General features: G+C 72.7%; 16 protein-coding genes. 5 read left to right on the forward strand and 11 right to left on the reverse strand.

Annotation, left to right across the window (positions count from 1 at the left end):
- Positions 1 to 21: 21 nt before the first annotated feature.
- Both hemW and ACH4FX_RS09085 read right to left on the reverse strand, forming a co-directional pair.
- The gene (gene hemW / locus ACH4FX_RS09080) at positions 22 to 1,254 is read right to left on the reverse strand and encodes a radical SAM family heme chaperone HemW (protein ID WP_398476708.1); all 1,233 of its coding nucleotides are present in this window, start codon (positions 1,252 to 1,254) and stop codon (positions 22 to 24) included.
- Positions 1,255 to 1,411: 157 nt separating this feature from the next.
- The gene (locus tag ACH4FX_RS09085) at positions 1,412 to 3,283 is read right to left on the reverse strand and encodes a SpoIIE family protein phosphatase (RefSeq protein ID WP_398477043.1); all 1,872 of its coding nucleotides are present in this window, start codon (positions 3,281 to 3,283) and stop codon (positions 1,412 to 1,414) included.
- Between the two features lie 935 nt (positions 3,284 to 4,218).
- Here ACH4FX_RS09085 and ACH4FX_RS09090 point away from each other — a divergent pair.
- Together ACH4FX_RS09090 and ACH4FX_RS09095 are read left to right on the forward strand one after the other, a co-directional pair.
- Entirely contained in the window at positions 4,219 to 8,355 is a 4,137-nt protein-coding gene (locus ACH4FX_RS09090; RefSeq protein ID WP_398476710.1) for a HAMP domain-containing protein, read from the forward strand.
- Positions 8,352 to 8,945 carry a two-component system response regulator gene (locus tag ACH4FX_RS09095; protein WP_398476712.1) on the forward strand — a complete coding sequence of 198 codons (594 nt, stop codon included), beginning with the start codon at positions 8,352 to 8,354 and terminating at the stop codon, positions 8,943 to 8,945. Before ACH4FX_RS09090 ends, ACH4FX_RS09095 begins: the two co-directional genes overlap by 4 nt.
- A 105-nt stretch (positions 8,946 to 9,050) precedes the next feature.
- On the opposite strand, the gene ACH4FX_RS09100 is transcribed toward ACH4FX_RS09095, so the two are convergent.
- From ACH4FX_RS09100 to lepA, 3 genes are all read right to left on the reverse strand, one after another.
- Positions 9,051 to 10,940, reverse strand: a complete 1,890-nt coding sequence (locus ACH4FX_RS09100) for an AMP-dependent synthetase/ligase (protein ID WP_398476714.1) — start codon at positions 10,938 to 10,940, stop codon at positions 9,051 to 9,053.
- A 348-nt stretch (positions 10,941 to 11,288) separates the two neighbouring features.
- Complete coding sequence (locus ACH4FX_RS09105) at positions 11,289 to 11,576, reverse strand: hypothetical protein (protein ID WP_398476716.1); 288 nt, start codon at positions 11,574 to 11,576, stop codon at positions 11,289 to 11,291.
- A 285-nt stretch (positions 11,577 to 11,861) separates the two neighbouring features.
- A complete protein-coding gene (gene lepA / locus ACH4FX_RS09110; protein ID WP_398476718.1) occupies positions 11,862 to 13,730 on the reverse strand; it encodes a translation elongation factor 4 in 1,869 nt (622 codons plus the stop codon).
- A 192-nt stretch (positions 13,731 to 13,922) separates the two neighbouring features.
- On the opposite strand from lepA, the gene rpsT reads away from it, so the two are divergent.
- Entirely contained in the window at positions 13,923 to 14,189 is a 267-nt protein-coding gene (rpsT, locus tag ACH4FX_RS09115; RefSeq protein ID WP_398476720.1) for a 30S ribosomal protein S20, read from the forward strand.
- Between the two features lie 553 nt (positions 14,190 to 14,742).
- Positions 14,743 to 15,612 carry a hypothetical protein gene (locus ACH4FX_RS09120; RefSeq protein WP_398476722.1) on the forward strand — a complete coding sequence of 290 codons (870 nt, stop codon included), beginning with the start codon at positions 14,743 to 14,745 and terminating at the stop codon, positions 15,610 to 15,612.
- Between the two features lie 109 nt (positions 15,613 to 15,721).
- Here the strand turns inward: ACH4FX_RS09120 and holA are convergent, their stop codons facing one another.
- Positions 15,722 to 16,705, reverse strand: coding sequence for a DNA polymerase III subunit delta (gene holA, locus ACH4FX_RS09125; protein WP_398476724.1), 984 nt, complete (start codon positions 16,703 to 16,705; stop codon positions 15,722 to 15,724).
- Positions 16,706 to 16,777: 72 nt separating this feature from the next.
- On the opposite strand from holA, the gene ACH4FX_RS09130 reads away from it, so the two are divergent.
- Entirely contained in the window at positions 16,778 to 17,023 is a 246-nt protein-coding gene (locus tag ACH4FX_RS09130; protein WP_398476726.1) for a hypothetical protein, read from the forward strand.
- A gap of 126 nt (positions 17,024 to 17,149) precedes the next feature.
- On the opposite strand, the gene ACH4FX_RS09135 is transcribed toward ACH4FX_RS09130, so the two are convergent.
- From ACH4FX_RS09135 to ACH4FX_RS09155, 5 genes are all read right to left on the reverse strand, one after another.
- On the reverse strand, positions 17,150 to 17,968 hold the full coding sequence (locus ACH4FX_RS09135) for an arylamine N-acetyltransferase (protein WP_398476727.1): 819 nt from the start codon (positions 17,966 to 17,968) through the stop codon (positions 17,150 to 17,152).
- 197 nt (positions 17,969 to 18,165) lie between these two features.
- Positions 18,166 to 18,651, reverse strand: a complete 486-nt coding sequence (locus ACH4FX_RS09140) for an RrF2 family transcriptional regulator (protein WP_398476729.1) — start codon at positions 18,649 to 18,651, stop codon at positions 18,166 to 18,168.
- Between the two features lie 11 nt (positions 18,652 to 18,662).
- Positions 18,663 to 21,458: a ComEC/Rec2 family competence protein gene (locus ACH4FX_RS09145; RefSeq protein WP_398476731.1), complete on the reverse strand. Its 2,796-nt coding sequence runs from the start codon at positions 21,456 to 21,458 to the stop codon at positions 18,663 to 18,665.
- Positions 21,455 to 22,225, reverse strand: a complete 771-nt coding sequence (locus ACH4FX_RS09150; RefSeq protein ID WP_398476733.1) for a helix-hairpin-helix domain-containing protein — start codon at positions 22,223 to 22,225, stop codon at positions 21,455 to 21,457. The genes ACH4FX_RS09145 and ACH4FX_RS09150 overlap by 4 nt, the downstream gene beginning before the upstream one ends.
- 1,188 nt (positions 22,226 to 23,413) lie before the next feature.
- Positions 23,414 to 24,259 (reverse strand): DegV family protein, encoded by an 846-nt coding sequence (locus ACH4FX_RS09155; RefSeq protein ID WP_398476735.1) that lies wholly within the window; start codon positions 24,257 to 24,259, stop codon positions 23,414 to 23,416.
- Between the last annotated feature and the right edge of the window lie 85 nt (positions 24,260 to 24,344).

Here is a 24,344-nt window from a genome sequence, read left to right on the forward strand (position 1 = left end):
ATGACTCACCCCGCCGAGTGATCAGTCCACCAGATCCCGCACCACCGCGTCCGCCAGCAGGCGCCCCCGCAGGGTCAGGACGGCGCGGCCCGCCTCGTACGGGACGGGCTCCAGGAGGCCGTCGGCGAGGGCGCGCTCGGCGGCCTTCGCGCCGGCGGGGGCGAGGAGGGAGCGGGGGCAGCCGGCCGCGAGGCGGAGTTCGAGGAGGATGCGTTCCACCCGGCGGTCCTCGTCGGAGAGGAGTTCGCGGCCCGCGCCGGGGGACCGGCCCTCGCCGAGGGCCTGGGCGTACGCGCCGGGGTGCTTCACGTTCCACCAGCGGACGCCGCCGACGTGGCTGTGCGCGCCCGGTCCCGCGCCCCACCAGTCCGCCCCGGTCCAGTACAGCTCGTTGTGGCGGCAGCGGCCCGCTTCCGTCGTGGCCCAGTTGGAGACCTCGTACCAGTGGAAGCCGGCCGCGGACAGGGCCTCCTCGGTGATCAGGTAGCGGTCCGCGTGCACGTCGTCGTCGGTCATCGGCACCTCGCCGCGCCGGATGCGGCGGGCCAGCTGGGTGCCCTCCTCGACGATCAGCGCGTACGCCGAGATGTGGTCCGGCCCGGCGCCGAGCGCGGCGTCGAGCGTGGCCCGCCAGTCGTCGTCCGACTCGCCGGGGGTCCCGTAGATGAGGTCGAGGTTGACGTGCTCGAAGCCCGCCGCGCGGGCCTCGGCGACGCACGCTTCCGGGCGGCCCGGCGTGTGCGTACGGTCGAGGATCTTCAGGACGTGCTGCCGGGCGCTCTGCATCCCGAAGGAGACCCGGTTGAAGCCCGCGTCCCGCAGCTCGGCCAGGTAACGCGGGTCGACGGTCTCCGGATTGGCCTCGGTGGTGATCTCCGCGCCGTCCGCCAGCCCGAACTCGTCCCGGATCGCGGCGAGCATCCGGCCCAGGTCGGCGGCCGGGAGCAGGGTCGGCGTGCCGCCGCCGACGAACACCGTCTCGACCGGCCGCGGATCGTCGCCCAGCACCTTGCGGGCGAGCCGGATCTCCTCGGCGACGGTGTCCGCGTAGTTCTCCCGCGAGGCGAGCGCGCCGCCCGAGCCGCGCAGTTCGGTGGCCGTGTACGTGTTGAAGTCGCAGTAGCCGCAGCGCGTCGCACAGTACGGCACGTGCAGGTAGAACCCGAGCGGCCGGGCGCCCGCACCGGTCAGGGCGTGACCGGGCAGCGCCCCGTCCTCGGGCATGGGCTCACCATCGGGGAGTGCGGAAGGCATGCCTTCCATTGTCCGGCATACGGCGGGAAGCCCGTCGGTCGGCCGGGAGCGGGCCCGGCGGCGCCCGCCCGGCCCGGTCCCTTCCCGTTGCCACCACCCGGGCGGCGCCCGCCCAGGATGCCGGTCCCGGCAGCTCCGCCGGGCAGCCGCTCCCCCGCTACCGCCGCCCCGTCGCCTGGAGCACCAGCAGGGCCAGGTCGTCGTCCGGCGGTGTGGCGGCGAAGGCGTGCACCGCCCGCCGGATGTGCTCGGCGACGGCGGTGGCGCCCAGCCCGGTGCAGGCGGCGAGGTGGCCGGCCAGGCCGTCATCGTCGTCGAACAGCCGGTCGCCGCTGCGCCGCTCGGTCACGCCGTCCGTGACGCACAGCAGCGTCTCGCCGGGCGCCAGGTCGAACGACTCCGGTTCGTACGAGGTGTCCTCCACCACGCCGAGCAGCATCTGCGGCACCGCGGCGACCCGCACCGCGCCGTCCGTGCCGAGGACCAGCGGCAGGGGATGTCCGGCGCTGGCCAGGGTGCACCGGGCGCCCGCCGTGCCGTCGGCGCTGGGCACGATCTCGCCGTACAGCAGGGAGAGGAAGCGCGTCTGCTCGGTCTCGGCGCGCAGTTCGACGGCGGTGTCCAGGCCGCTGCCCGCCGCCGCGACCGCCGCGGTGACGGCCGCCACCGAGTCCGCGGCCTCGCGGGCCATGGTCTTGTTGAGCCGGTCCAGCACCTCACCGACGCCGTACCCGTCGCGGGCCAGCAGCCGCAGGACGGGGCGGGCGAGACCGGTGACCGCGGCGGCCTCCGGGCCGCTGCCGCACACGTCGCCGAGGGCGAAGCACCACCGTCCGTCCCCGGCGTCGAACAGGTCCCAGAAGTCGCCGCCGGCCCAGGCGCCCTCGCGCGGTTCGTACACCACGAAGGACTCCAGGCCGGGAACGTCGGGCCGGCCCCTCGGCAGCAGGCGGCGTTGCAGCACCTGGCTGATCCGTTCCTGGTTCCGGTACGCGCGGGCCGTGGCGAGGGCGCGGGCGACCCGGCGGGTCAGGTCCTCTATCAGGCCCACGACCTCGTCGGGGAAGCGCATCAGCCCGGCGCGCCCGATCAGCAGCGTGCCGTGGTCACGGCCGCCGGCCAGCAGCCGGCAGGCCAGCGCGGCACCGCCCGGCCCGTACCCGCTCGGCTCCTGGGGCCAGGGCCAGGGCGCCGCGGCCCCGGCGCCGTCCCGCTGCGGACCGGGCCCGGGCAGCATCGGCGGGTCCTTCTCCAGGGCCATGCGCAGCGCGTCGATGCGGCTCTCGCTGGAGTGCCAGACGCGGGCCAGCCGCTGCGTCGCGCCCGCGCTGTCCCGGCCACCGCCGTCGTACAGCCACACCGCGCACCAGTCGGCGAGGCGCGGTACGACCAGCTGGGCGGCGAGCAGCGCCACCTGTTCCTCGTCGAGCTGCCCGGACAGCAGGTCGGACGCCTCGGCGAGGAAGGACAGGGCGCCGTGATTGATCCAGTCGGCGTCGGTGCGGCGCGCCGGGGAGCGGCGGGCGGGCGCGGGGGCCAGCAGTTCGGCGGCCCGCAGGTCGCGCTGGAGCTTCAGGTCGTCGCCGGAGAAGCGGGCCGACGGGCCGTACGTCCGCTCGTGCGCCCCGGTCAGGATCCGGAACCACACGGTCTTCAGGTCGCGCCGGTAGGTGATGCCCCAGGACTCGGCGACCGCGCCGACCAGTTGCAGGCCGTGGCCGCCGGTCTCGTCCACGGCGGACGCCTGGCGCGCCCGTACGGCGCGGGTCGGGTGGTGGTCGGACACCTCGACGACGACCGCGGCGGCCCCGTCCGCCGCCGGCCCGGGCTCCAGGCGGCACAGCAGCTCCACGGCCGTGCCCGCGTGCACGACGACGTTGGTGACCAGTTCGCTGACCAGCAGGACGGCCTCGTCGGCGAGGCGGTCGCCGACGGCCTCGGCGCCGGGCAGCGACCGGGAGCGCCAGTCGGCCAGGGCGGCGCGGACGAACTGCCGCGCCGCCGCGGCGGCGTGCGGGGTGCCGGGCAGGCTCGACCGGCGGACGCTGTCCCGCCCGTCATGGCGGTACCGGCCACGGCGCCGGGCCCGCCCGGCCCGCGCGGTGCGCCCGCCGCGTTTGTCCCGGGTGGGCGCGACGCGGCGCGCGCGCCGCGGTCCGGCCGGTGGGGCGGCGGGCGGGTCGGGCGCCTCGGGGAGGGCGGCGGGGGCCGTGCCGGGGGCGGGTGCGGGGCTTACGGGGGCGGACTTTTCGAGTGCCCCGGTCTGCGGGGCGGCCTCAGCGGTGGCGGCTTCGGTGCCGGCGGCCTCAGCGGCGGCGGCTTCGGCAGTGGCGTCCTCAGCGGCACGGGCCGCTTCCCGGGCGTCGTCCGCCTTCTGGCCGGTGGCCGCCTCCTGGCCGGCGATCGCTTCGCGGGCGTCGGCCGTCTCCTGGGCGGCGGCCCCCTCCTGACCGGCGGTCGGCTTCTCGGCGGCAGCCGTCCCTTGGCCCGTGCCGCCGCCCCGCCCCGGCCCCACGTCCGCCTCCCCGTCCGTGGCCGGTTCCCTCGTCCGTGCCGCACCCGTTCTGGTGGCCGAAACCGCCGCGCCGGCTGCCTTCACGGTCGCGTCCGTACGGAAATCCACCGGCCCGCCCCTTTCGGAAAGTCCGCCCGAACGCTCCGCCTGGGGTCCGTCGGAAGCCGCTTCGAAGATGATGTGCGGGCCGGTCCGGGAGCGGGCCGCCGTGGCAGCCCCGGCAGGGATCGCTCCGGGAACCGCCGCCCCGCCGGGCGCGCCGCGGCCGGGCCGCGACGGTTCCCGGGCCACCGCGGCGCCCCCGACCGGGGCGTCGGCGTCCCTGTCCGACGAAGTCGTCGTCCGCATTGAGCAACTCCCGAGCAGTTCCGCAATAGCGCCGAACACGCCACCTCCAGGGTGACAGACTGAGCGCACCCATAAGCACCGAGTCACTGAAGTGGGAAGACATGGCGGTCGATTCGGCAGTTCCCCAAGCGTCCCCGGAGCTGGGCGGTGATCTGGTGCGTGCGGCCGATCTCAGACCCCTTCTGACCGCCCTGACGTCGATGGCGGCCGGAGATTTCCGGACCCGACTGCCGGTGGCCCAGGAGGGCATGCTGGCCGAGCTGTCCGTGGTCTACAACGAAATAGCCGCCCGCAACCAGCACCTGTCCGACGAGCTGTTACGCCTCCGGGCGGAGGTCGTACGCCACGGCAGACTGGACGAACGGATGTCCGCCAGCCCGGGTCCGGGCACCTGGGCCACCTCCGTACAGGCCGCCAACGCCATCATCGACGCGCTGGTCATCCCGACGACCCAGGCCACCCAGGTGCTGGACGCGGTGGCGGGCGGCGATCTGACCCTGCGGGTGGACCTGCACGACGGCAACCGCCCGCTGCGCGGCGACCGCCGGCGGCTGGGCCGGGCGGTGAACCGGATGGTCGACCAGCTGTCGCTGTTCACCGGCGAGGTGACCCGGGTGGCCCGCGAGTCCGGTACGGAAGGCCGGCTCGGCGGGCGCGCCAAGGTGGCCGGGCTGTCCGGCAGCTGGCGCGACGTGACCGAGGCGGTCAACACGATGGCGGCCCGGCTGACCGCCCAGGTGCGCGACATCGCCCTGGTGACCACGGCGGTGGCGCGCGGCGACCTGACCCGGCAGGTGACGGTCGAGGCGGCGGGCGAACTGCTGGAGCTGAAGCTGACCGTCAACACGATGGTCGACCAGCTCTCCGCCTTCGCCGACGAGGTCACCCGCGTCGCCCGCGAGGTCGGCACCGAAGGGCAGCTGGGCGGCCGGGCCCAGGTACGCGGTGTGTCGGGCGTCTGGAAGGACCTCACCGACAACGTCAACTTCATGGCGTCCAACCTGACCAGCCAGGTGCGCAACATCGCCCAGGTGACCACGGCCGTGGCCAACGGCGATCTGAGCCAGAAGATCACGGTGGACGCACGCGGCGAGATCCTCCAGCTGAAGCTGACCGTCAACACGATGGTCGACCAGCTCTCCGCCTTCGCCGACGAGGTCACCCGCGTCGCCCGCGAGGTCGGCACCGAAGGGCGGCTCGGCGGCCGGGCCCACGTACGCGGCGTGTCGGGCGTCTGGAAGGACCTCACCGACAACGTCAACTTCATGGCCGACAACCTCACCTCCCAGGTGCGCAACATCGCCCTGGTGGCGACGGCGGTCGCGGAGGGCGACCTGGGCCGCAAGATCACGGTCGAGGCGAAGGGCGAGATCCTGGAGGTGAAGTCGACGATCAACACGATGGTCGACCAGCTCTCCGCCTTCGCCGACGAGGTCACCCGCGTCGCCCGCGAGGTCGGCACCGAAGGCAACCTCGGCGGGCAGGCCCAGGTCCGCGGCGCCTCCGGCGTCTGGAAGGACCTCACCGACAACGTCAACTTCATGGCGTCCAACCTGACCTCCCAGGTGCGCAACATCGCGCAGGTGACCACCGCGGTGGCCGACGGCGACCTGTCGAAGAAGATCACGGTGGACGCGCGCGGCGAGATCCTGGAGCTGAAGGACACCGTCAACTCGATGGTGGAGCAGCTGCGGGCGTTCGCCGACGAGGTGACGAGGGTGGCCCGCGAGGTCGGCACCGAAGGCAACCTCGGCGGCCGGGCCCAGGTGCGCGGCGCCTCCGGCGTCTGGAAGGACCTCACCGACAACGTCAACTTCATGGCGTCCAACCTGACCACGCAGGTGCGCAACATCGCCCTGGTGGCCACCGCCGTCGCCCAGGGCGACCTGTCCAAGAAGATCGACGTGGACGCGCGCGGCGAGATCCTGGAACTGAAGACGACGCTCAACACGATGGTCGACACCCTGTCGTCGTTCGCGTCGGAGGTCACGCGGGTGGCCCGCGAGGTCGGCAGCGAGGGCATCCTCGGCGGCCAGGCGCGGGTCGAGGGGGTGTACGGCACCTGGAAACGGCTGACGACGAACGTCAACGAGCTGGCGTCGAACCTCACCACCCAGGTGCGGGCCATCGCCGAGGTGGCCTCCGCGGTGGCGTCCGGCGACATGACCCGTACGGTCACCGTCGAGACCCAGGGCGAGGTCGCCGAGCTGCGCGACAACATCAACCTGATGGTCTCCAACCTCCGCGAGACCACCCGCGCCAAGGACTGGCTGGAGTCGAACCTGGCGCGGCTGGCGGCCCTGATGCAGGGCCACCGGGACCTGATGGAGGTCGCCGACCTCATCCTGCGGGAGCTGACGCCGCTGGTGAACGCCCAGTACGGTGCCTTCTTCCTGGCCGACACCGACCGCGACGACCTGCACCTGGCCTTCATCGCCGGCTACGGGTCCTCCCTGGACACCACGATCGACACGCCCGGCTCCATGGACCACGGCCTGGTGCGCCAGGCCGCCCTGGAGAAGAAGCGCATCCTGGTGGAGGAGGTCCCGCCGGACTACATCAAGATCAATTCCGGGCTGGGCGAGGCCAATCCGGCGACCGTCGTCATCATCCCGGTGCTCTTCGAGGACCAGACGCTGGGCGTGATCGAGCTGGCCTCCTTCTCCCGCTTCTCCGACGTGCACCTGGCGTTCTTCGACCAGTTCGTGAACACCATCGGCGTGGCCATCAACACCATCGTCGCCAACTCCCGTACCGAATCCCTGCTCGGCGAGTCGCAGCGGCTGGCCCGCCAGCTCCAGGAGCGCACCGACGAGCTCCAGCGGCGGCAGGCGGAGCTGCAGCGCTCGAACGAGGAGCTGGAGGAGAAGGCCGCACTGCTGGCCAGCTCGTCCCAGTACAAGTCCGAGTTCCTGGCGAACATGTCGCACGAGCTGCGCAACCCGCTCAACTCGCTGCTCATCCTCGCCCGGCTGCTCGCCGACAACCCGGACGGGCATCTGAACGAGCAGGAGGTGCAGTTCGCGATCACGATCCACCGGTCCGGATCCGACCTGCTCCAGCTGATCAACGACATCCTCGACCTGTCCAAGATCGAGGCGGGCCGGATGGACGTACGGCCCAAACGGCTGCCGCTGATCAAGCTGCTCAACTACGTCCACGACACCTTCCGGCCGCTGACCCTCGACCGCGGGCTGGCCTTCGAGGTGTCGGTGAGCGAGAAGGTCCCCAAGGAGCTGTACTCCGACGAGCAGCGGCTCCAGCAGGTCCTGCGCAACCTGCTGTCCAACGCGGTGAAGTTCACCGCGGCCGGCAAGATCGACCTGCGGGTGGACCGCGCCGGCGACGGGTCGATCGCCTTCACCGTCACGGACACCGGCATCGGCATCGCGCCGGAGAAGCTGCCGGTCATCTTCGAGGCGTTCCAGCAGGCGGACGGGACCACCAACCGCAAGTACGGCGGTACGGGACTGGGCCTGTCGATCAGCCGGGAGATCGCGGGGCTGCTCGGCGGCCGGATCACCGCGAGCAGCCGCCCCGGCACCGGCAGCGTCTTCACCCTGCACGTTCCCATCGAGTGCCCCGGATACGTCGAACCGCTGGACGCCCTGCCGAGCGGCACCGAGCAGCACGTGGACGGCGGCGTCCTGCACCTGGCGAAGACGCCGCGGCACCAGCCGCGCTCCGGCCCGCCCGCCCCGCGCGACGAGGCGCCGTGGCCGACCAGCACCCGGCTGGAGGACTGGGTGAACGGGCCCTCGGGCGCGCTGCTGTCCGGCTGCCAGGTCCTGGTCGTCGACGACGACATCCGCAACGTCTTCGCGCTCACGAACGTCCTGAGCCGGGTCGGCATGCGGGTGCTCTACGCGGAACACGGCCGGGAGGGCATCACGATGCTGGAGAAGAATCCCGGTATCAATCTGGTCCTGATGGACATCATGATGCCGGAGATGGACGGCTACGAAACCATTCGCGCGATCCGGCGCACACCGCGGTTCGCCAATCTGCCCGTCATCGTCCTGACGGCGAAAGCCATGCCCGGGGACCGCGAGAAATCCCTGGAGAGCGGAGCCAATGAATACGTACCCAAACCTGTCGACGTGGACCGCCTGCTGGCCGTGGCCGTCGAGCTCCTGTCCCGGCACGGCATCGGCGCCCCGGCCCCGGGCGGTGAATCAGGCAAGCAAGACCCCGACGCGACCTCTGCGAGGTCCCAAGGCATCGAAGGCCCATCATGACCCATGCACCGGACACCGAAGCCGCCGGAACCGACGACCGGGCGGGCATCCTCCTCGTCGACGACATGGAAGACAACCTCGCCGCCCTCGAAGCGGTCCTCGGCTCGCTCGGCGAACCCCTCGTCCGGGCCCGCTCCGGCGAGGAGGCGATGAAAGCGCTGCTGCGGCAGGAATTCGCGGTCGTCCTGCTGGACATCCTCATGCCCGGCATGGACGGCTTCGAGACCGCCTCCAACATCAAACGCCTGGACCAGACGAAGGACATTCCGATCATCTTCCTGACCGGGACGGAAAGCGATTCCGGCTTCGCTTTCCGCGGCTATTCGACCGGCGCCGCCGATTACCTCACCAAACCCTTCGATCCGTGGGTACTGCGTGCCAAGGTCAATGTGTTCCTGGACCTGCACCGCAAGAACCGCCAGTTGCGTCGCCTCATAAAGCAGGACCACACCCGCATGGGGGAATTGGCGGACCGGATCTCCGAGATCGAGCGCCGGCTTTCCGCCTGCGACGACCCCGGCGAACGTGAACTCGCCGAGAGCGTGGCCCGCATGGCGGAGTCGGTACGGGCGCTGCGGCGCGGGCGGTAAGGGGCCGGGGAGGCCGGGCGCCCGCGCGGTGACCGGTGCCCCCGGCGCGGAGCCGGTACGGCCACCGGTCCGGGTGGCCGTACCGGCTCCGCGCCGGACCGTCCGTCACGCCTCGCGCGTGCCCTCGTACATCTCCTCCAGCAGGTCCTTGAAGGCCCGCTCCACCACCGGCCGCTTGACCTTGAGGCTGGGCGTCACCTCGCCGTGCTCGATGTCCAGGTCCCGCGGCAGCAGCCGGAACTTCCGGATCTGCTGCCAGCGCTGGAGCCCCTCGTTGACCCGCTCCACGTACCCGTCGATCAGCTCGCGGGTCTGCGCCGCGCCCACGACCTCGGCGTACGTCCTGCCCCGGAGCCCGTGTTCGGCGGCCCAGCCCATGATCGTCGGCTCGTCGAGGGCGATCAGCGCGGTGCAGAAGTTCCGGTTGGCGCCGTGCACCAGCACATTGGAGACGAACGGGCAGACCGCCTTGAACTGCCCCTCGACCTCGGCCGGCGCGATGTACTTGCCGCCGGACGTCTTGATCAGGTCCTTCTTGCGGTCGGTGATCCGCAGATAGCCGTCCGGGGAGAGTTCGCCGATGTCGCCGGTGTGGAACCAGCCGTCCGACTCCAGCACCTCGGCCGTCTTCTCCGGCAGTCCGTGGTACCCCTGCATGATGCCGGGCCCGCGCAGCAGCACCTCGCCGTCCTCGGCGATCCGCACCTCGGTGCCGGGCAGCGGCTTGCCGACCGTGCCCGTGCGGTAGGCCTCGCCCGGGTTCACGAAGCTGGCCGCGCTGGACTCGGTGAGTCCGTACCCCTCCAGGATGTGGATGCCGGCGCCGGCGAAGAAGTAGCCGATCTCCGGGGCGAGCGCGGCGGATCCGGAGATCGCGGCGCGCAGCCGGCCGCCGAACGCCTCGCGCAGCTTGGCGTAGACGAGCGCGTCGGCGACCTTGTGCTTGGCGCGGAGCGCGAAGGGGACGGAGGCGTTGCCGGTGCGCCGGAAGTTGTCCTGGGAGGCCTTGGCGTACTCGCGGGCCACCTCCGCCGCCCACTGGAAGATCTTGTACTTGGCGGCGCCGCCCTCCCGGGCCTTGGCCACCACACCGTTGTAGACCTTCTCGAAGATCCGCGGCACGGCCGCCATGTAGGTCGGCTGCACCACCGGCAGATTCTCGATGATCTTGTCGACCCGGCCGTCCACCGCGATCACGTGCCCGAGGGCGATCTGCCCGGCGGTCAGCACCTTCCCGAAGACGTGCGCCAGCGGCAGCCACAGGTACTGCACGTCGTCCGCGGTGACCAGGCCGGTCGCCTGGATCGCCCGCGCCATGTACGCCCAGCAGTCGTGCGGCAGCCGGACGCCCTTGGGGCGGCCGGTGGTGCCCGAGGTGTAGATCAGCGTCGCGAGCTGGTCCGCGCGCAACGCCGCGACCTGCTCCCGCACACAGTCCGGGTGCTTCTCCAGGTGGGCCGCGCCGCGTTTCTCCAGCTCGGCGAGGGAGAGCACCCAGTCCTCCGGGTCGCCCTCGGCGGTCTGCGCGTCAGCCTCCTCGATGACGACGACGTGCGCCAGGTCCGGCAGCTCGGCGCGCTTCTCGCGGGCCTTGGCCAGCTGGCCCGCGTCCTCGGCGATCAGCACGCGGCTGCCGGAGTCGGCGAGGATGTACGCCGTCTCCTCGGCGTTGGTGCTGGGGTAGACGGTCGTGGTCGCCGCGCCGGAACACAGCACGCCGAGGTCGGTGAGGATCCACTCGACGCGGGTGTTGGACGCGAGCGCCACCCGCTCCTCGGGCCGCACCCCCAGCGAGATCAGCCCGGCGGCCATCGCGTACACCCGCTGGGCGGCGTCGGCCCAGCTCAGCACCTTCCAGTCAGCAGGGCCCCGGCCCTCGGCGGGCGGCACCGGATAGCGGTACGCCTCGTGGTCGGGGGTGGCTGCGACACGCTCCAGGAAGAGGGTCGCCACGGAAGGTGGCCGGTTCTCGATCAGCGTCTGGGTGTCCGTCACGGCATCCTCCGGGGGCCCGCTACGTTGCTGGTGACTCGCGAGTAACCTTCGAGCAGTGATCAGACTAGAACGCGTCGCGCCATGGCGTAAGGGGCTGCGGGTGACTGGTTCAGGATGTGACCAGCCCGATGCTTGCTGGGTACACATTTCGGCTGGGACGGGCGGGGACGGCGGGCTCGGAACTGACCGAAGGGGTTGGCCGAAGAGGGCCGGGACTTCGGGGTGAGGGTTGCGGAGGGCCGGGCGCCGGTCGGCCCGGGCGCCGGCGCGTGGCCCGTGCGCCCCGCGCACGGCCGTCCGCATGGCCTTACGCACCGCCGTACGCCCGCCCCGTCGACGGACAGCAGGTCAGCGGCGCAACGAGGCGGCCTGGAGGCCGATGCCGTCGGCACTGGGCGCGTTCGCCGCGGCCGAGTCGCCGACCATGTGGCCGAGCCGCTCGTCACCGCGCAGCGTGCTGTTGATCTCCTTCAGTCCGTCACCGAGGGAGGTGACGGCCCGCTGGGCGTCCCCGACCGTTCCGTTGACGCCGCTCTTGAACTTCTGCGCCCCGGTCTGATCGGCGCAGGCGGGCGTGGCGATACCCACGGACAGCGCGGCGCCGGCCAGCAGCGCGGCGGCCTTGACGTACTTCATGCGGATCCCTTTCCGGCGCGGCCTCCTCGGCGGCACGGCGCTCATGCCGCCCGGACCGCCTCCTGGGCCGCCCGGATCACCGCTGCCACCCACGACAACGCCGCCCGGCGCGTCCTGGAAACCGCCTGACCGCCGATTTCCCGGCCGACCGCCCGGATGCCGTACGGGACCGGACGGCCGAACGGTTCCCGTACGGGCCCGGCGGCCGTTCCGCAACAGCACGCAGCCCCCGGCCGGGATGGGCCGGGGGCTGCGTACGAACGGGCGGGGCTGCGGGCCGACGGGCTACTTCTTGCCCTTGGAGTCGCCGTCGGAGTCGGAGGACAGCACCGCGATGAAGGCTTCCTGCGGCACCTCCACGCTGCCGACCATCTTCATCCGCTTCTTGCCTTCCTTCTGCTTCTCCAGCAGCTTCCGCTTACGGGAGATGTCACCGCCGTAGCACTTGGCGAGCACGTCCTTGCGGATGGCGCGGATGGTCTCGCGGGCGATGACCCGGCTGCCGATGGCGGCCTGGACCGGCACCTCGAAGCTCTGCCGCGGGATCAGCTCGCGCAGCTTGGAGACCAGCCGTACGCCGTACGCGTACGCCTTGTCCTTGTGGCAGATCGCGGAGAACGCGTCGACCTGGTCGCCGTGCAGCAGGATGTCGACCTTGACCAGGTCGGCGATCTGCTCGCCGGTGGGCTCGTAGTCCAGCGAGGCGTAGCCGCGGGTCTTGGACTTGAGCTGGTCGAAGAAGTCGAAGACGACCTCGGCGAGCGGGAGGGTGTAGCGGATCTCGACCCGGTCCTCGGAGAGGTAGTCCATGCCGAGCAGGCTGCCGCGGCGGTTCTGGCACAGCTCCATGATCGCGCCGATGAACTCGCTGGGCGCCAGGATCGTGGCCCGTACGACCGGCTCGTGCACCTCGGCGATCTTGCCGGTGGGGAACTCGCTGGGGTTGGTGACCTCGTGCTCGGTGCCGTCCTCCATGATCACGCGGTAGATCACGTTGGGGGCGGTGGCGATCAGGTCGAGGCCGAACTCGCGCTCCAGGCGCTCGCGGATGACCTCCAGGTGGAGCAGGCCCAGGAAGCCGACGCGGAAGCCGAAGCCCAGGGCCGCGGAGGTCTCCGGCTCGTAGACCAGCGCGGCGTCGTTGAGCTGGAGCTTGTCCAGCGCGTCGCGCAGCTCCGGGTAGTCCGATCCGTCGAGCGGGTACAGGCCGGAGAAGACCATCGGCTTGGGGTCCTTGTAGCCGCCCAGCGGCTCCACGGCACCCTTGGTGAGCTGGGTGATGGTGTCGCCGACCTTGGACTGGCGGACGTCCTTCACGCCGGTGATCAGGTAACCGACCTCGCCCACCGACAGGCCGTCGGCGGCCTTCATCTCGGGCGAGTTCGTGCCGATCTCCAGCAGCTCGTGGGCGGCGCCGGTGGACATCATCTTGATGCGCTCGCGCTTGCCGAGCGTGCCGTCGACGACCTTCACGTACGTCACGACACCGCGGTACGCGTCGTAGACCGAGTCGAAGATCATTGCGCGGGCGGGCGCGTCCTTGACGCCGACCGGGGCCGGTACGTCGCGGACGACCTTGTTGAGCAGTTCGGCGACGCCCTCGCCGGTCTTCGCGGAGACCTTCAGCACGTCCTCGGGCTCGCAGCCGACGAGGTTCGCCAGCTCCCTCGCGAACTTCTCGGGCTGCGCGGCCGGCAGGTCGATCTTGTTCAGCACCGGGATGATCTGGAGGTCGTGCTCCATCGCCAGGTACAGGTTGGCGAGGGTCTGCGCCTCGATGCCCTGGGCGGCGTCGACGAGGAGGATGCAGCCCTCGCACGCGGCGAGGGAGCGCGAGACCTCGTACGTGAAGTCCACGTGGCCCGGGGTGTCGATCATGTTGAGGATGTGGGTGGCGCCACCGTCCTCGTCGCTGGGGGCCCAGGGCAGCCGGACCGCCTGGGACTTGATCGTGATGCCGCGCTCGCGCTCGATGTCCATGCGGTCGAGGTACTGCGCGCGCATCTGCCGCTGCTCGACGACGCCGGTCAGCTGGAGCATCCGGTCGGCGAGTGTGGACTTGCCGTGGTCGATGTGCGCGATGATGCAAAAGTTACGGAGGAGAGCCGGGTCGGTACGGCTCGGCTCCGGCACGTTCGTAGGGGTCGCGGGCACGCAGGGTCCATTCAGAGAACGCGGGTAGGCGGGACTCGGTTGTTTTTCGTCTCCCCCATGGTCCCATGCGCGGCGGTCCTGGTCCGGTTTGGGAGGCCGCGGAGGCTACTGGTAGCCTGGTCCACTGCGCTTTGTGCCCTCTCTCGTACGAGGCGCAACTCGAAATTCCAACGAACCTGAAAAGGCTCTTTCGTGGCGAACATCAAGTCCCAGATGAAGCGGATCAAGACCAACGAGAAGGCTCGTCAGCGCAACAAGGCTGTGAAGTCGGCTCTGCGTACCGCGATCCGCCGCACCCGTGAGGCCGTGGAGGCCGGTGACCTGCAGAAGGCCGCCACCGCCCAGGCCGAGGCCGCCAAGAAGCTGGACAAGGCCGTCAGCAAGGGTGTCATCCACAAGAACGCCGCCGCCAACAAGAAGTCGGCGCTGGCCAAGAAGGTCGCGGCCCTCAAGGGCTGAACCCGTTCTTTGACGCTTCACCTCTGCCGGTAAGGGCCCAGCGGCCCCTCTCTCCGCTCCTTCCGGTGCACCACCGCGCCGCACACGGCCAGCGTTCGCCACGCGGGTACGGCGCACATACAGCTTGAGACGACGGACCTCGCGGTCACTCTTCCCCAGAGTGCTGCGGGGTCCGTTGTCGTATGGGGGTGGGGTACGGGGGGTGGGGGCTGGCCCCCAGGGTGCGGGAGGCGGGGGGGGGCGCGGAGGTTGTGGGCCGGGCGCGGGAGTGTGGGCGGGCGTGCCGGCGCTCGTGGCCGCGCGGGCGCCGGGGCGGGTGTGGGCCTGGTCACCGTTGCCGTCCGGGGTGTCGCCCCGGTCGGCTACGCTGCCGCGCATGTCGATTCCGGGGGAACAGCACAATCCCTACGCACAGCCACAACCGTCCGCGCCTTCCCCGCCGCCCGGTCCGGGGCCGGGCGGCGGGCCCGCGCCGGGTGCGGGTGGGGCGGGGGCGGGCACGGGTGGGCCAGGAGGAGGGGCAGGTCCGGTCCCAGGGGCGTACGGGTCCGGGGTGCCGCCGCAGGGGCCGTACGGTCAGGGTCCGTACGGTTCGGGACCCGGTGGCGCCTACGGGTACCCCGCGGCGGGCGGGCCGCAGCAGCCGGGTACGGGGCCGGTCGGGCCCGGCGGACCTGGCGGCTCGGGCGGGGGCGACGGGTCCGGCACGGGGACGCAGCACTGGCTGTGGGCGCTCGGCGGGGCGGTCGCCGCGTCGGCGATGGGCGGCGCGATCCTCTTCGCCGCCGGTGCCTTCGGGAGCGCGGAGCCCGACCCCGACCTGGCGGGCTACTCGTACACGTCCGACCTGTGCAACCGGACCTCGTTCACGTCCTTCGAGAGCTCGAACTACAGGATCAAGCCGGCCGGCGGCTCGTCCTCGTCCGGATCGTCTTCCGGTTCGTCGTCCGGGTCATCGGGCTCGTCCGGATCATCGGGCAGCGGGCAGAACCCGCAGTACAGCGGCGTGCAGCAGGGCGCGATGGACTCCATGTGGTGCAACGCCGAGCTGAAGCCGTCCGACGCGGGCGGCAACGACTACTCCTCGACCTGGGTCTACAGCGCCGCCACCCTGCACAAGAAGACCGACCCGACGGCGGAGTTCGCGGACAGCTACCGCGCGTACGAGAGCCAGCGCAGTTCGATCGCGTACAAGGTCACCTCGGTGGCCGGCATCGGCGACGAGGCGTACCTCGTCAGCCGGTCCGACGACAGCAGCGGCTCCTACGTGATCCTCGGCGTCCGCGAGGGCTGGATGACGTACCAGATCACCTGGTCGAGCTATACCTCCCGCACCGGGTCGGCCAAGCCGCCGACGACCGACCAGGTCGCCGGGATGCTCAGGAACAGCGTGACGGAGACACTGCGCAAGCTGCGGGGGTGAGGGCCGGGAGCCGGGCCCGGGCGTGGGGGTCGGGGCGTGGGGTCGGGTCCGTGATGCCCGGGCATGGTGCCCGCGGCCCGGGGCGTGGGGCTGCGTGAGGCCCCGGACCTCAGCGGGACCGGGCCGCGCGGACGATGGTGACGACGGCCTTTTCGAGCGCGTACTCGGGGTCGTCGCCGCCGCCCTTGACGCCCGCGTCGGCCTCGGCCACCGCGCGCAGCGCCGTCGCGACGCCGTCCGCCGACCAGCCGCGCATCTGCTGCCGCACCCGGTCGATCTTCCAGGGCGGCATGCCCAGCTCACGGGCGAGGTCGCCGGGGCGGGCGCCGCGCGGGGCGGAGGCCAGCTTGCCGATGGCGCGGACCCCCTGGGCGAGCGCACTGGTGATCATGACGGGTGCGACGCCCGTCGACATGGCCCAGCGCAGCGCCTCCAGGGCCTCGGCGGCCCGGCCCTCCACGGCGCGGTCCGCGACGGTGAAGCTGGACGCCTCGGCCCGGCCGCGGTAGTACCGGCCGACGATGGCGTCGTCGATCGTGCCCTCGATGTCGGCGACCAGCTGCGAGCAGGCCGAGGCCAGCTCGCGCAGGTCGCTGCCGATCGCGTCCACCAGCGCCTGGCACGCCTCGGGGGTGGCGGAGCGGCCCGCCGTACGGAACTCGCCGCGGACGAACGCCAGGCGGTCGGCGGGCTTGGTCATCTTGGCGCAGGCGACCTCCCGCGCACCGGCCTTGCGGGCGGCGTCCAGCAGCCCCTTGCCCTTGGCCCCGCCGGCGTGCAGCAGCACCAGCGTGATCTCCTCGACCGGGGCACCCAGATACGCCTTGACGTCCTTGACCGAGTCGGCGGACAGGTCCTGGGCGTTGCGGACCACCACGACCTTGCGCTCGGCGAACAGCGAAGGGCTGGTCAGCTCGGCGAGGGTGCCGGGCTGGAGCTGGTCGGGGGTGAGGTCCCGCACATCGGTGTCCGCGTCGGCGGCGCGGGCCGCCGCCACCACCTGCTGCACGGCGCGGTCCAGGAGCAGGTCCTCCTGGCCCACGGCGAGCGTGAGCGGGGCGAGCGGGTCGTCGTTTGCTGTCTTCCTGGCCATCGCGCTCCAGCATCCCACGCCCCACTGACAGTGCCGTTCGGTCCCCGGCCCGCGCTGTCCGACAATGGCCGGGTGAGCGATGTACGACATGTTCTGGTGCTGCCCGACCGCGACTCCGCCGAGGAGGTCGCCGAAGCGCTGGCCGAGCGCTTCGGCGTCACGGAGGAACCCCAGCTCGTACGGGACGCCCTGGCGGGCGAGGACGACGCCGAGGACGCCCAGTGGCTGGTCGTCGTCGAGGACCCGACAGGCAGCCACGACCCGGAGAAGCTGGACGCCCTGGCCGACGAGTACGAGGGCTGGCTGGAGGCCGAGTAGCGCCGAAGCCCGCCGGGCGGGCTCGCGGAGCACCCGCCCGGCGGGCTTCGGTCAGTCCGGCGGCGTCGGTATCCGATCAGGCTCGGACCGCCGGTACCCGGTCGGCCTCGGACCGCCGGTACCAGGTCAGCCCGGTGGCGTTGGAATCCGGTCGGTCCGCAGCGTCGGTATGCGGTCCAGCGTGATGCCGAAGTGGGTGCGGTAGGCGGGGAGGACCTCGTCCTCGGACAGTTCGCGCTCCGTACGGCTGCCGTCGCCGGCCGTGGTCACGAGCGTACGGCCGGAGAGCGTGACGCGGCCGGTCCCGGTCAGCCGGGAGCAGACCAGGGACCGGGTGAAGGGCGACTCCGGCGAGGTGCGGTGGTACCAGCAGCCCGCCGCGAAGTCGGCCAGGGCCCGCGGCCGCTGCTCCAGCCGGTACTGCGGCCGGCCGTCCCGCAGCACGTCGAGGTCGCCGTCGGCGGTCTCCTCGATGCGGAACACCCCGGCGGGGTCGGGCTGTTCGGCGCGGCTGTCCAGCCGCAGCGGGTGGTGGCTGTTCCTGCCGAAACCGACATCGGCGAGCCACGGCCCGTCCTGCCCGTCGCCGCCGTGGACGCGCAGCGCGAGGTGGTCGTACGGGATGCCGGGGCCGTCCGGGCCGAAGACCCGGGCGGCGAGCAGTTCGACCCGGTAACCGAGGGTGGCGAGCAGGGCGGCGAAGGCACCGTTGAGCTCGTAGCAGAAGCCGCCGCGCGAGGCCCCGACGATCTTGTCCACCAGCGCCTCGGGGGCCAGCACGATGTCGTCGTCGAGGTGCACGGAGAGGTTCTCGAAGGGGACCGCCCGCAGATGCCGCAGGTGCAGGTCGCGCAGCGCCTCGGCGTCGGGCACGGCCGGGCGGGTGGCGCCGACGCGCCGGAGGTAGGCGTCGGTCCGCGCCGGATCGAGCGGTTCGGTACGCATCCGCTCGGCGTCCGAAGGCCGGGCGGGCGGCGCCTCACCGTCGGACTGCGGCGCTGGGGGCGCGTGCGGCGTCTGTGGGGCTTGCGGCGCCTGGGGTGCGTACGGTGCTTGGGGTGTGTCCGGCGCCTGGGGTACCTGTGGCGTCTGGGGTGCCGGGGTTACATGAGGTGGCTGGGCCGGCCGCTGCGGGGAGTCCATCAGGTGCTCGTCCTTTCGGTGGCGAACCAGCGGCGGGTGCGCTCCGCCGCTGATCCCGGGGTGCCGGCCAGGACGTCGGCGAGAGTCTGCTTGGCGAGCTCGCGACGCCAGGCCAACTCGGCCCTGCGCATCGCGGTGGAGATGCCGCAGGGACGGCGGAAGTCCCGGTCGGGCGCCTCGGCCCCGGCGCCCCGGCGACGGATCTCCGTGCAGCGGAAGGCGTCTTCGGTGCCCTCGATGGCGGCGACGACGTCCATCAGGGAGATCCGCTCGGGCGGCTTGGCCAGCCGGAAACCGCCGCGGGCACCGGGGGTCGAGGACAGGATGCCGGCCCGTACGAGTGCCTGGAGGCGCTTGTTCAGGTAGGCCGGGGGCAAATCGAACGAGGCGGCCAGCCGGGCTGTCGACACGGGCCGCTCGTCTCCGAGCCAGACCAAGGTCACACAGCAGTGCAGGGCCCACTCGACGCCCTCGCTCATCCTCATATTTCTGGAGTCTACAGGTCCTGATTCCAGGGGTGGTCGGATGCCGCGGAACCGCTTCCGCCACCGGTCGTGCGGACGGCCGGCGAGCCACTGGTGGGACTCCGACACGGCGAGGAACGTCCTGCGCACATACGGGCACGTCCCGTGCGCCGACCGGGCGGCCGTATTCGGCTCCGTCTGCCACGCCTGACAGTGGTGGTGAGCCGGTCCCGGCCGCCCAGCACCGCGATGGCGCCGTCGGTGTCCGTACGCAGCACCCTGGCGCCCTGGGAGCGCAGCGCCTGGACGGTGCGTGGCGCCGGGTGGCCGTACGGATTGCCGGCACCGCAGCTGATCAGCGCCACGCGCGGCGCCAAGCGGCGTAACAGCTGCGGGTCCTGGTAGGCCGACCCGTGGTGCGCGACCTTGAGGACGTCCACGGTGGGCAGATCGGGGCGCGCGGCCAACAGGGCTTGCTGAGCGACCGGTTCGAGGTCGCCGAGGAGGAGGAACGTCAGGCCCGCGGTCCGCACCAGGAGTGTGACGCTGGCGTCGTTCGGGCCCTCGACCGCGCGGGAGGCGGCGTGGGAGAAGGCGGGATCACCGGGATCGGTGGCGGGCGGCCACAGGACCTGCCAGCTGAGCGGTCCCGCGCTGCGCTGCTCCCCGGGCGCGGCACCGATCACCGGCACCCCGGCGGCCGCTGCCGTACGGCGCACGAAGGCTGCTTGGCCGGACGGTTCGGAGAGGGTCGTGGTCTCGATGGCACCGACCGAGCGCCCGCGCAGGGCGCCGGGCAGCCCGCTGACGTGGTCGGCGTGGAAGTGCGTGAGGACGAGGAGCGGGATACGGCGCACGCCCAGGTCGGTCAGGCAGCGGTCGATGGCGTCCGGCTCCGGGCCGGTGTCCACGACCAGGGCGGTTCCCTCTCCGGCGGCGAGCACCAGGCCGTCACCCTGCCCCACGTCACAGGCCACGGCACGCCAGTCCGGCGGCGGCCAGCCGGTGATGACACGGGTGAACGGCGCCGGGCGCAGGACCGCCACGAGCAGCACCAGTACGCCGAGGACGCACAGCCAGGGGCGACGCAGCAGCCGACGCCCGATCAGGACGCACACCACCGTGACGGCCACGAGCAGCAGCGCACCGGCCCAGCCGCCCGGCCAGCCGAACTCCGCGCCGGGCAGCGCCGCTCCCGTACGGGCGACACCGGCGATCCACTCGGTCGGCCAGCCCGCGCACCAGGCCAGGGCCTGGGCCAGGGGCAGGGCGAACGGCGCGGTGGCGAGCGCCGCGAAACCCAGCACGGTGGCCGGTGCGACGGCCAGTTCGGCCAGCAGATTGCAGGGCACCGCGACGAGGCCGACGCGGGCGGCGAGCACCACGATGACGGGCGCGCAGACCGCTTGCGCCGCGGTCGCCGCGGCGATCAGCTCGGCGAGCCGCGGCGGCACCCGGCGGCGTTGCAGGGCCGCGCTCCAGCGGGGCGCGAGGAGCAGCAGCGCGCCGGTGGCCAGGACGGAGAGCAGGAAGCCGTAACTCCGGGCGAGCCAAGGGTCGTAGAGCACGAGAACCAGGACCGCGGCGGCGAGCGCGGGCACGAGGGAGCGGCGGCGTCCCGTACCGATGGCGAGCAGCGTGATCAGGCCGCAGGCGGCGGCCCGCAGCACGCTGGGGTCGGGGCGGCAGACGATGACGAAGGCGAGCGCCACCGAGCCGCCGACGAGGGCGGTGGTGCGCAGCGAGAGGCCCAGGAGCGGGGCCAGGCCGCGGCGTTCGGCCCGTACGGACAGGTGGGGCGGGCCGATGAGCAGCACGAGCAGGATGGTCAGGTTGCTGCCGGAGACGGCGAGCAGGTGGGTCAGGTCGGTGGCACGGAAGGCGTCGTCGAGGTCGGGCGGGACGCGCGAGGTGTCGCCGACCACCAGGCCCGGCAGGAGCGCGCGGGCATCGGGGGTCAGGTCGTCGGTGGCCGCGCGGAGGCCGGCCCGCAGATCACCGGCGAACCGTTGCAAGGCGTCGGGCGCCTGCACCACTTGAGGGCCGGGGCCGGCGGACACCCGTAGGACGGCGGCGACGCCTTCGGACGCCTGGAGGGGCGTACTGGCGCGGGCCGCGATACGGATGCGGGTCGACGGCAGGAGGCGCTGCCAGTCGGAGAGCCGCTTCGTGCGTTGTACGACCACCAGGACGGGAGTGCGGGTCTTGGTGACCGCGCCGTCCGCAGCGGTGACGCGGATCGCGTCCGCGGTGAACACGACCGAGGGAGGCGCCTGTTGAGCTCCGCGCACCCGTGGGCGGGTCAGCCGCGGGTCACCGGTCAGTGCCACCTCGGCCGTGACCGAGGCATGCCGGCGCGCCAGCTCGGGCAGCGGGCCACGCCGTACGTCCGCAGCGTGCAGACCGGCGGACGCGGCTCCGGCGACCGCACTCAGCAAGATCGCGGCGAGGGTGACCAGCGCTCCGGCGATCCGCCGGCCCGGACGGCGGACCGCGCCGAGCACCACGAGCGCGGCCAGCAGCAGGGCCACCGCACAAGCCACCGCCACCGAGTTGCCGGACCACCCCAGGGCCAGCGCCGCCGCGCCCCACGCCGCGAGCGCGGGCCCCACCAGACGAAGATCGACGCCTTGCTCCTCCTGGCGGGGATCGGCGGCACCGTACGGCGAGACCGCGGCGGCGTGGACGGCGGCACGGTCGGGAACGGCGGCACAGTCGGGGACGGCGGCACGGTCGGGGACAGCGGCCCAGTTGGGGACAGCGGCACGGTCGGGGACGGTCTCGTCGTCGGTGCCGGGCGGAGGCGGCTCGGCGCGGCCGGTGGTCATGGCTGGACCAGGGGGCGTAGGTCGGCGAAGCGGCGGTCGCCGATGCCGTTCACGTCGCGGAGCTGTTCCACGGAGGTGAAGCCGCCGTGTGCGGTGCGGTATTCGATGATGTGCCGGGCCAGGACGGGACCGACGCCGGGAAGTTGGTCGAGCTGTTCCGCGGTCGCGGCATTGAGACTGACGGGGGCGGCGCCGGCGCCCGTACCACCGGGTGCCCCGGCGCTGCCGGACGAGGCGCCGCCGCTCGCTCCGGCGCCGGAGGCCGAGCCGGTCCCGGCGCCTGCGGCCGTCCCGGAGGCCGCGCCCTGCCCTGCCGCTCCCGGCGCCGGTCCTGCACCCGGCGTGTCCACGGCGATCTGCTCGCCGTCGACCAGCAGCCGGGCCCGGTTCAGGCCGCGGGTGTTCGCGCCGTCCAGCACACCGCCCGCAGCCCGCAGGGCGTCGGCGACCCGCGACCCGGGCGGCAACCGGTGGATGCCGGGCCGGTGCACCTTTCCGACGACGTCGACCACCAGGAGCCGTGCCGCGGTGGGCGGTGGTACTCCACCCGGCGTCGGTGCCACCGCCTGCGACGGCGGGGCCGGAGCCGGGGTCGGGGCCGGGGTGGCATGCGCGACGGCCGGGGCTCGTACGGGCTCGGACCGGGCCGACCAGAAGTGGTGCACCGCGAGGGCCACCGCCGCCACGAGCACCACGACCAGGGCGAACAGCGCTTTCGGGTCGATCGCACATCTCGACTGCACCCACAGCGGCAGCCGTTCCCGCACGGAGAGGGCCAGACGGGCGACGCGACCAGGAGGTGGGGATGCGGTCTGCGGGTGCTCGTGGGGTGGGTCCGTTCGGAGATCCGGAGCGGGAGCTGGGGGCGGAGTTGATTCCGGGGCTGAAGCCGGGGCGGTACCTGGGGCGGGACTCGGGGCCGAAGCCAGTCCAGGGTCCGGGGCCGGTTCCAGGGTGGGCCCCGGGGCCGGAGCCGGGACAGCACCTAGGGCGGGGCCTGGAGCGGCGTCTCGGGTGGGGCCCGTAGCGGGATCTCGGGTAGGGCTGGCGGTGGATTCGTCGGCGGCAGTCGTCCGGCCGCGGTCCGCTTCCTCGACGACCGGCTCACGGCCGCCCACCTCGTCGTCCTCCCTCGCCGTACCGGTGGCTGCCCGCGGGCCCGACCGACGGCCCGGCCCCGGCGGGCCGCGGAACAGCGCCTCGGCCCGTGCCCGTATCGCCGTCGCGGTCTCCGCGCGCCGGGCCGACCGGCCCCGCACCGCCAGACGCGCCGCTCCCCTGCGGCGAGGCGGACGATCGGGCGGGGAGCCTGGACCAATCCCGGTCCCGAAGTCCGGGTCGGCCCCGGCGTCGGGATCAGAAGCAAGGCCGGGAACAGGCCCGGGGACGAGGCCGGGACCAAGGCCGGAATCGAGGCCAGGTGCGATGCCGGGACCACGGTGGGAACCGAGGTCCGGATCACGGTCGGAGCGAGAGATCGAGTCGTTACGGACGGTTGCGGAGAGTGATTGCTGCGTCATGCCAGCGACGTTAGGGACTTCGCGCCGATCTCGCCGCGGGCCGTCAAATCCCGGGGATAACCGGCCGGTTGTGGAAAACCGCGTCACCCGAGGGACCGTTTCGGCGCCCTCACCCCTGTGTGACCACTCCCCCGTGACGGCGCTCCGTACTCGCGCTTCGCCACAGTGCGCCACGGCGCATCGGCGCCTCGGGGCACCGGCACCTCGGGGCACCAGGGCACCGACACCGGCACCGGCACCGGCACCGGCACCGGCACCCGAGCCTCGGGGCACCGGGGCTCGGTGCTCCGACGCCCCAACGCATCAGCGCCCTGGCGGTCGGTTCACCCGCTCGTCCGCACGCCCACCTGTCCTCTCGCTCACCCGCTCGCCAGCCCACCAGCCCACCCGCTCGCCCGCCGCCCCTATCGCCGTGCCCCGTGCCCCGCCCCCGCTCTAACGCGGCGACACCACCGCCCCCAGCAGCCCCGGCCCCGTGTGTGCCCCGATCACCGCGCCGACCTCGCTCACGTGCAGTTCCGCCAGGCCGGGTACCCGCTCCCGTAGCCGTTCGGCCAGGGCGTCCGCCCGTTCGGCCGCCGCGAGGTGGTGTACGGCGATGTCCACCTGGCCCTCCCCCGCCCGCTCCACGGCGATCTCCTCCAGCCTGGCGATCGCCTTCGAGGCCGTACGGACCTTCTCCAGGAGGTCGATCCGGCCTTCGGCGAGCTGGAGCAGCGGCTTGACCGCGAGTGCCGAGCCGAGCAGCGCCTGCGCGGCCCCGATCCGGCCGCCTCGCCGCAGGTAGTCGAGGGTGTCCACGTAGAAGTAGGCGGACGTCTGTTCAGCGCGCTTCTCGGCCGCGGCGACCGCCTCGTCCAGGTTCCCCCCGGCCTCCGACGCCTCGGCCGCTGCCAGGGCGCAGAAGCCGAGCGCCATGGCGACCATGCCGGTGTCCACGACCCGTACCGGTACGGGGGCTTCCGCCGCCGCCAGCACCGCCGCGTCGTAGGTACCGGAGAACTCCGAGGACAGGTGCAGGGAAACGATGCTCTGCGCGCCTTCTCCGGCGATGTTCCGGTAGGTGGCGGCGAAGGCTTCGGGGCTGGGCCGTGACGTCGTCACATACCGGCGCTTCTGCAAGGCCTGGGCGACCGATCTCGCCGAGATCTCGGTCCCTTCCTCCAGGGCCTCGTCCCCGAGGACGACGGTGAGCGGTACCGCCGTGATCCGGTGCCGCTCCAGTGCCGCCCGCGGCAGGTAGGCCGTTGAATCGGTGACGATCGCGACATGGCGGGACATGACTGGGAGGTTATCCGGGGATGCCGGTGCCCGACAGTACGGGCCCTTTCATGATCCCTCAGGTTTGGCCAAGGGTTTGCCAAGA

Origin of the sequence: Streptomyces sp. NPDC018019 (genome assembly GCF_044327805.1) — a bacterium.
Lineage (GTDB): Bacteria > Actinomycetota > Actinomycetes > Streptomycetales > Streptomycetaceae > Streptomyces.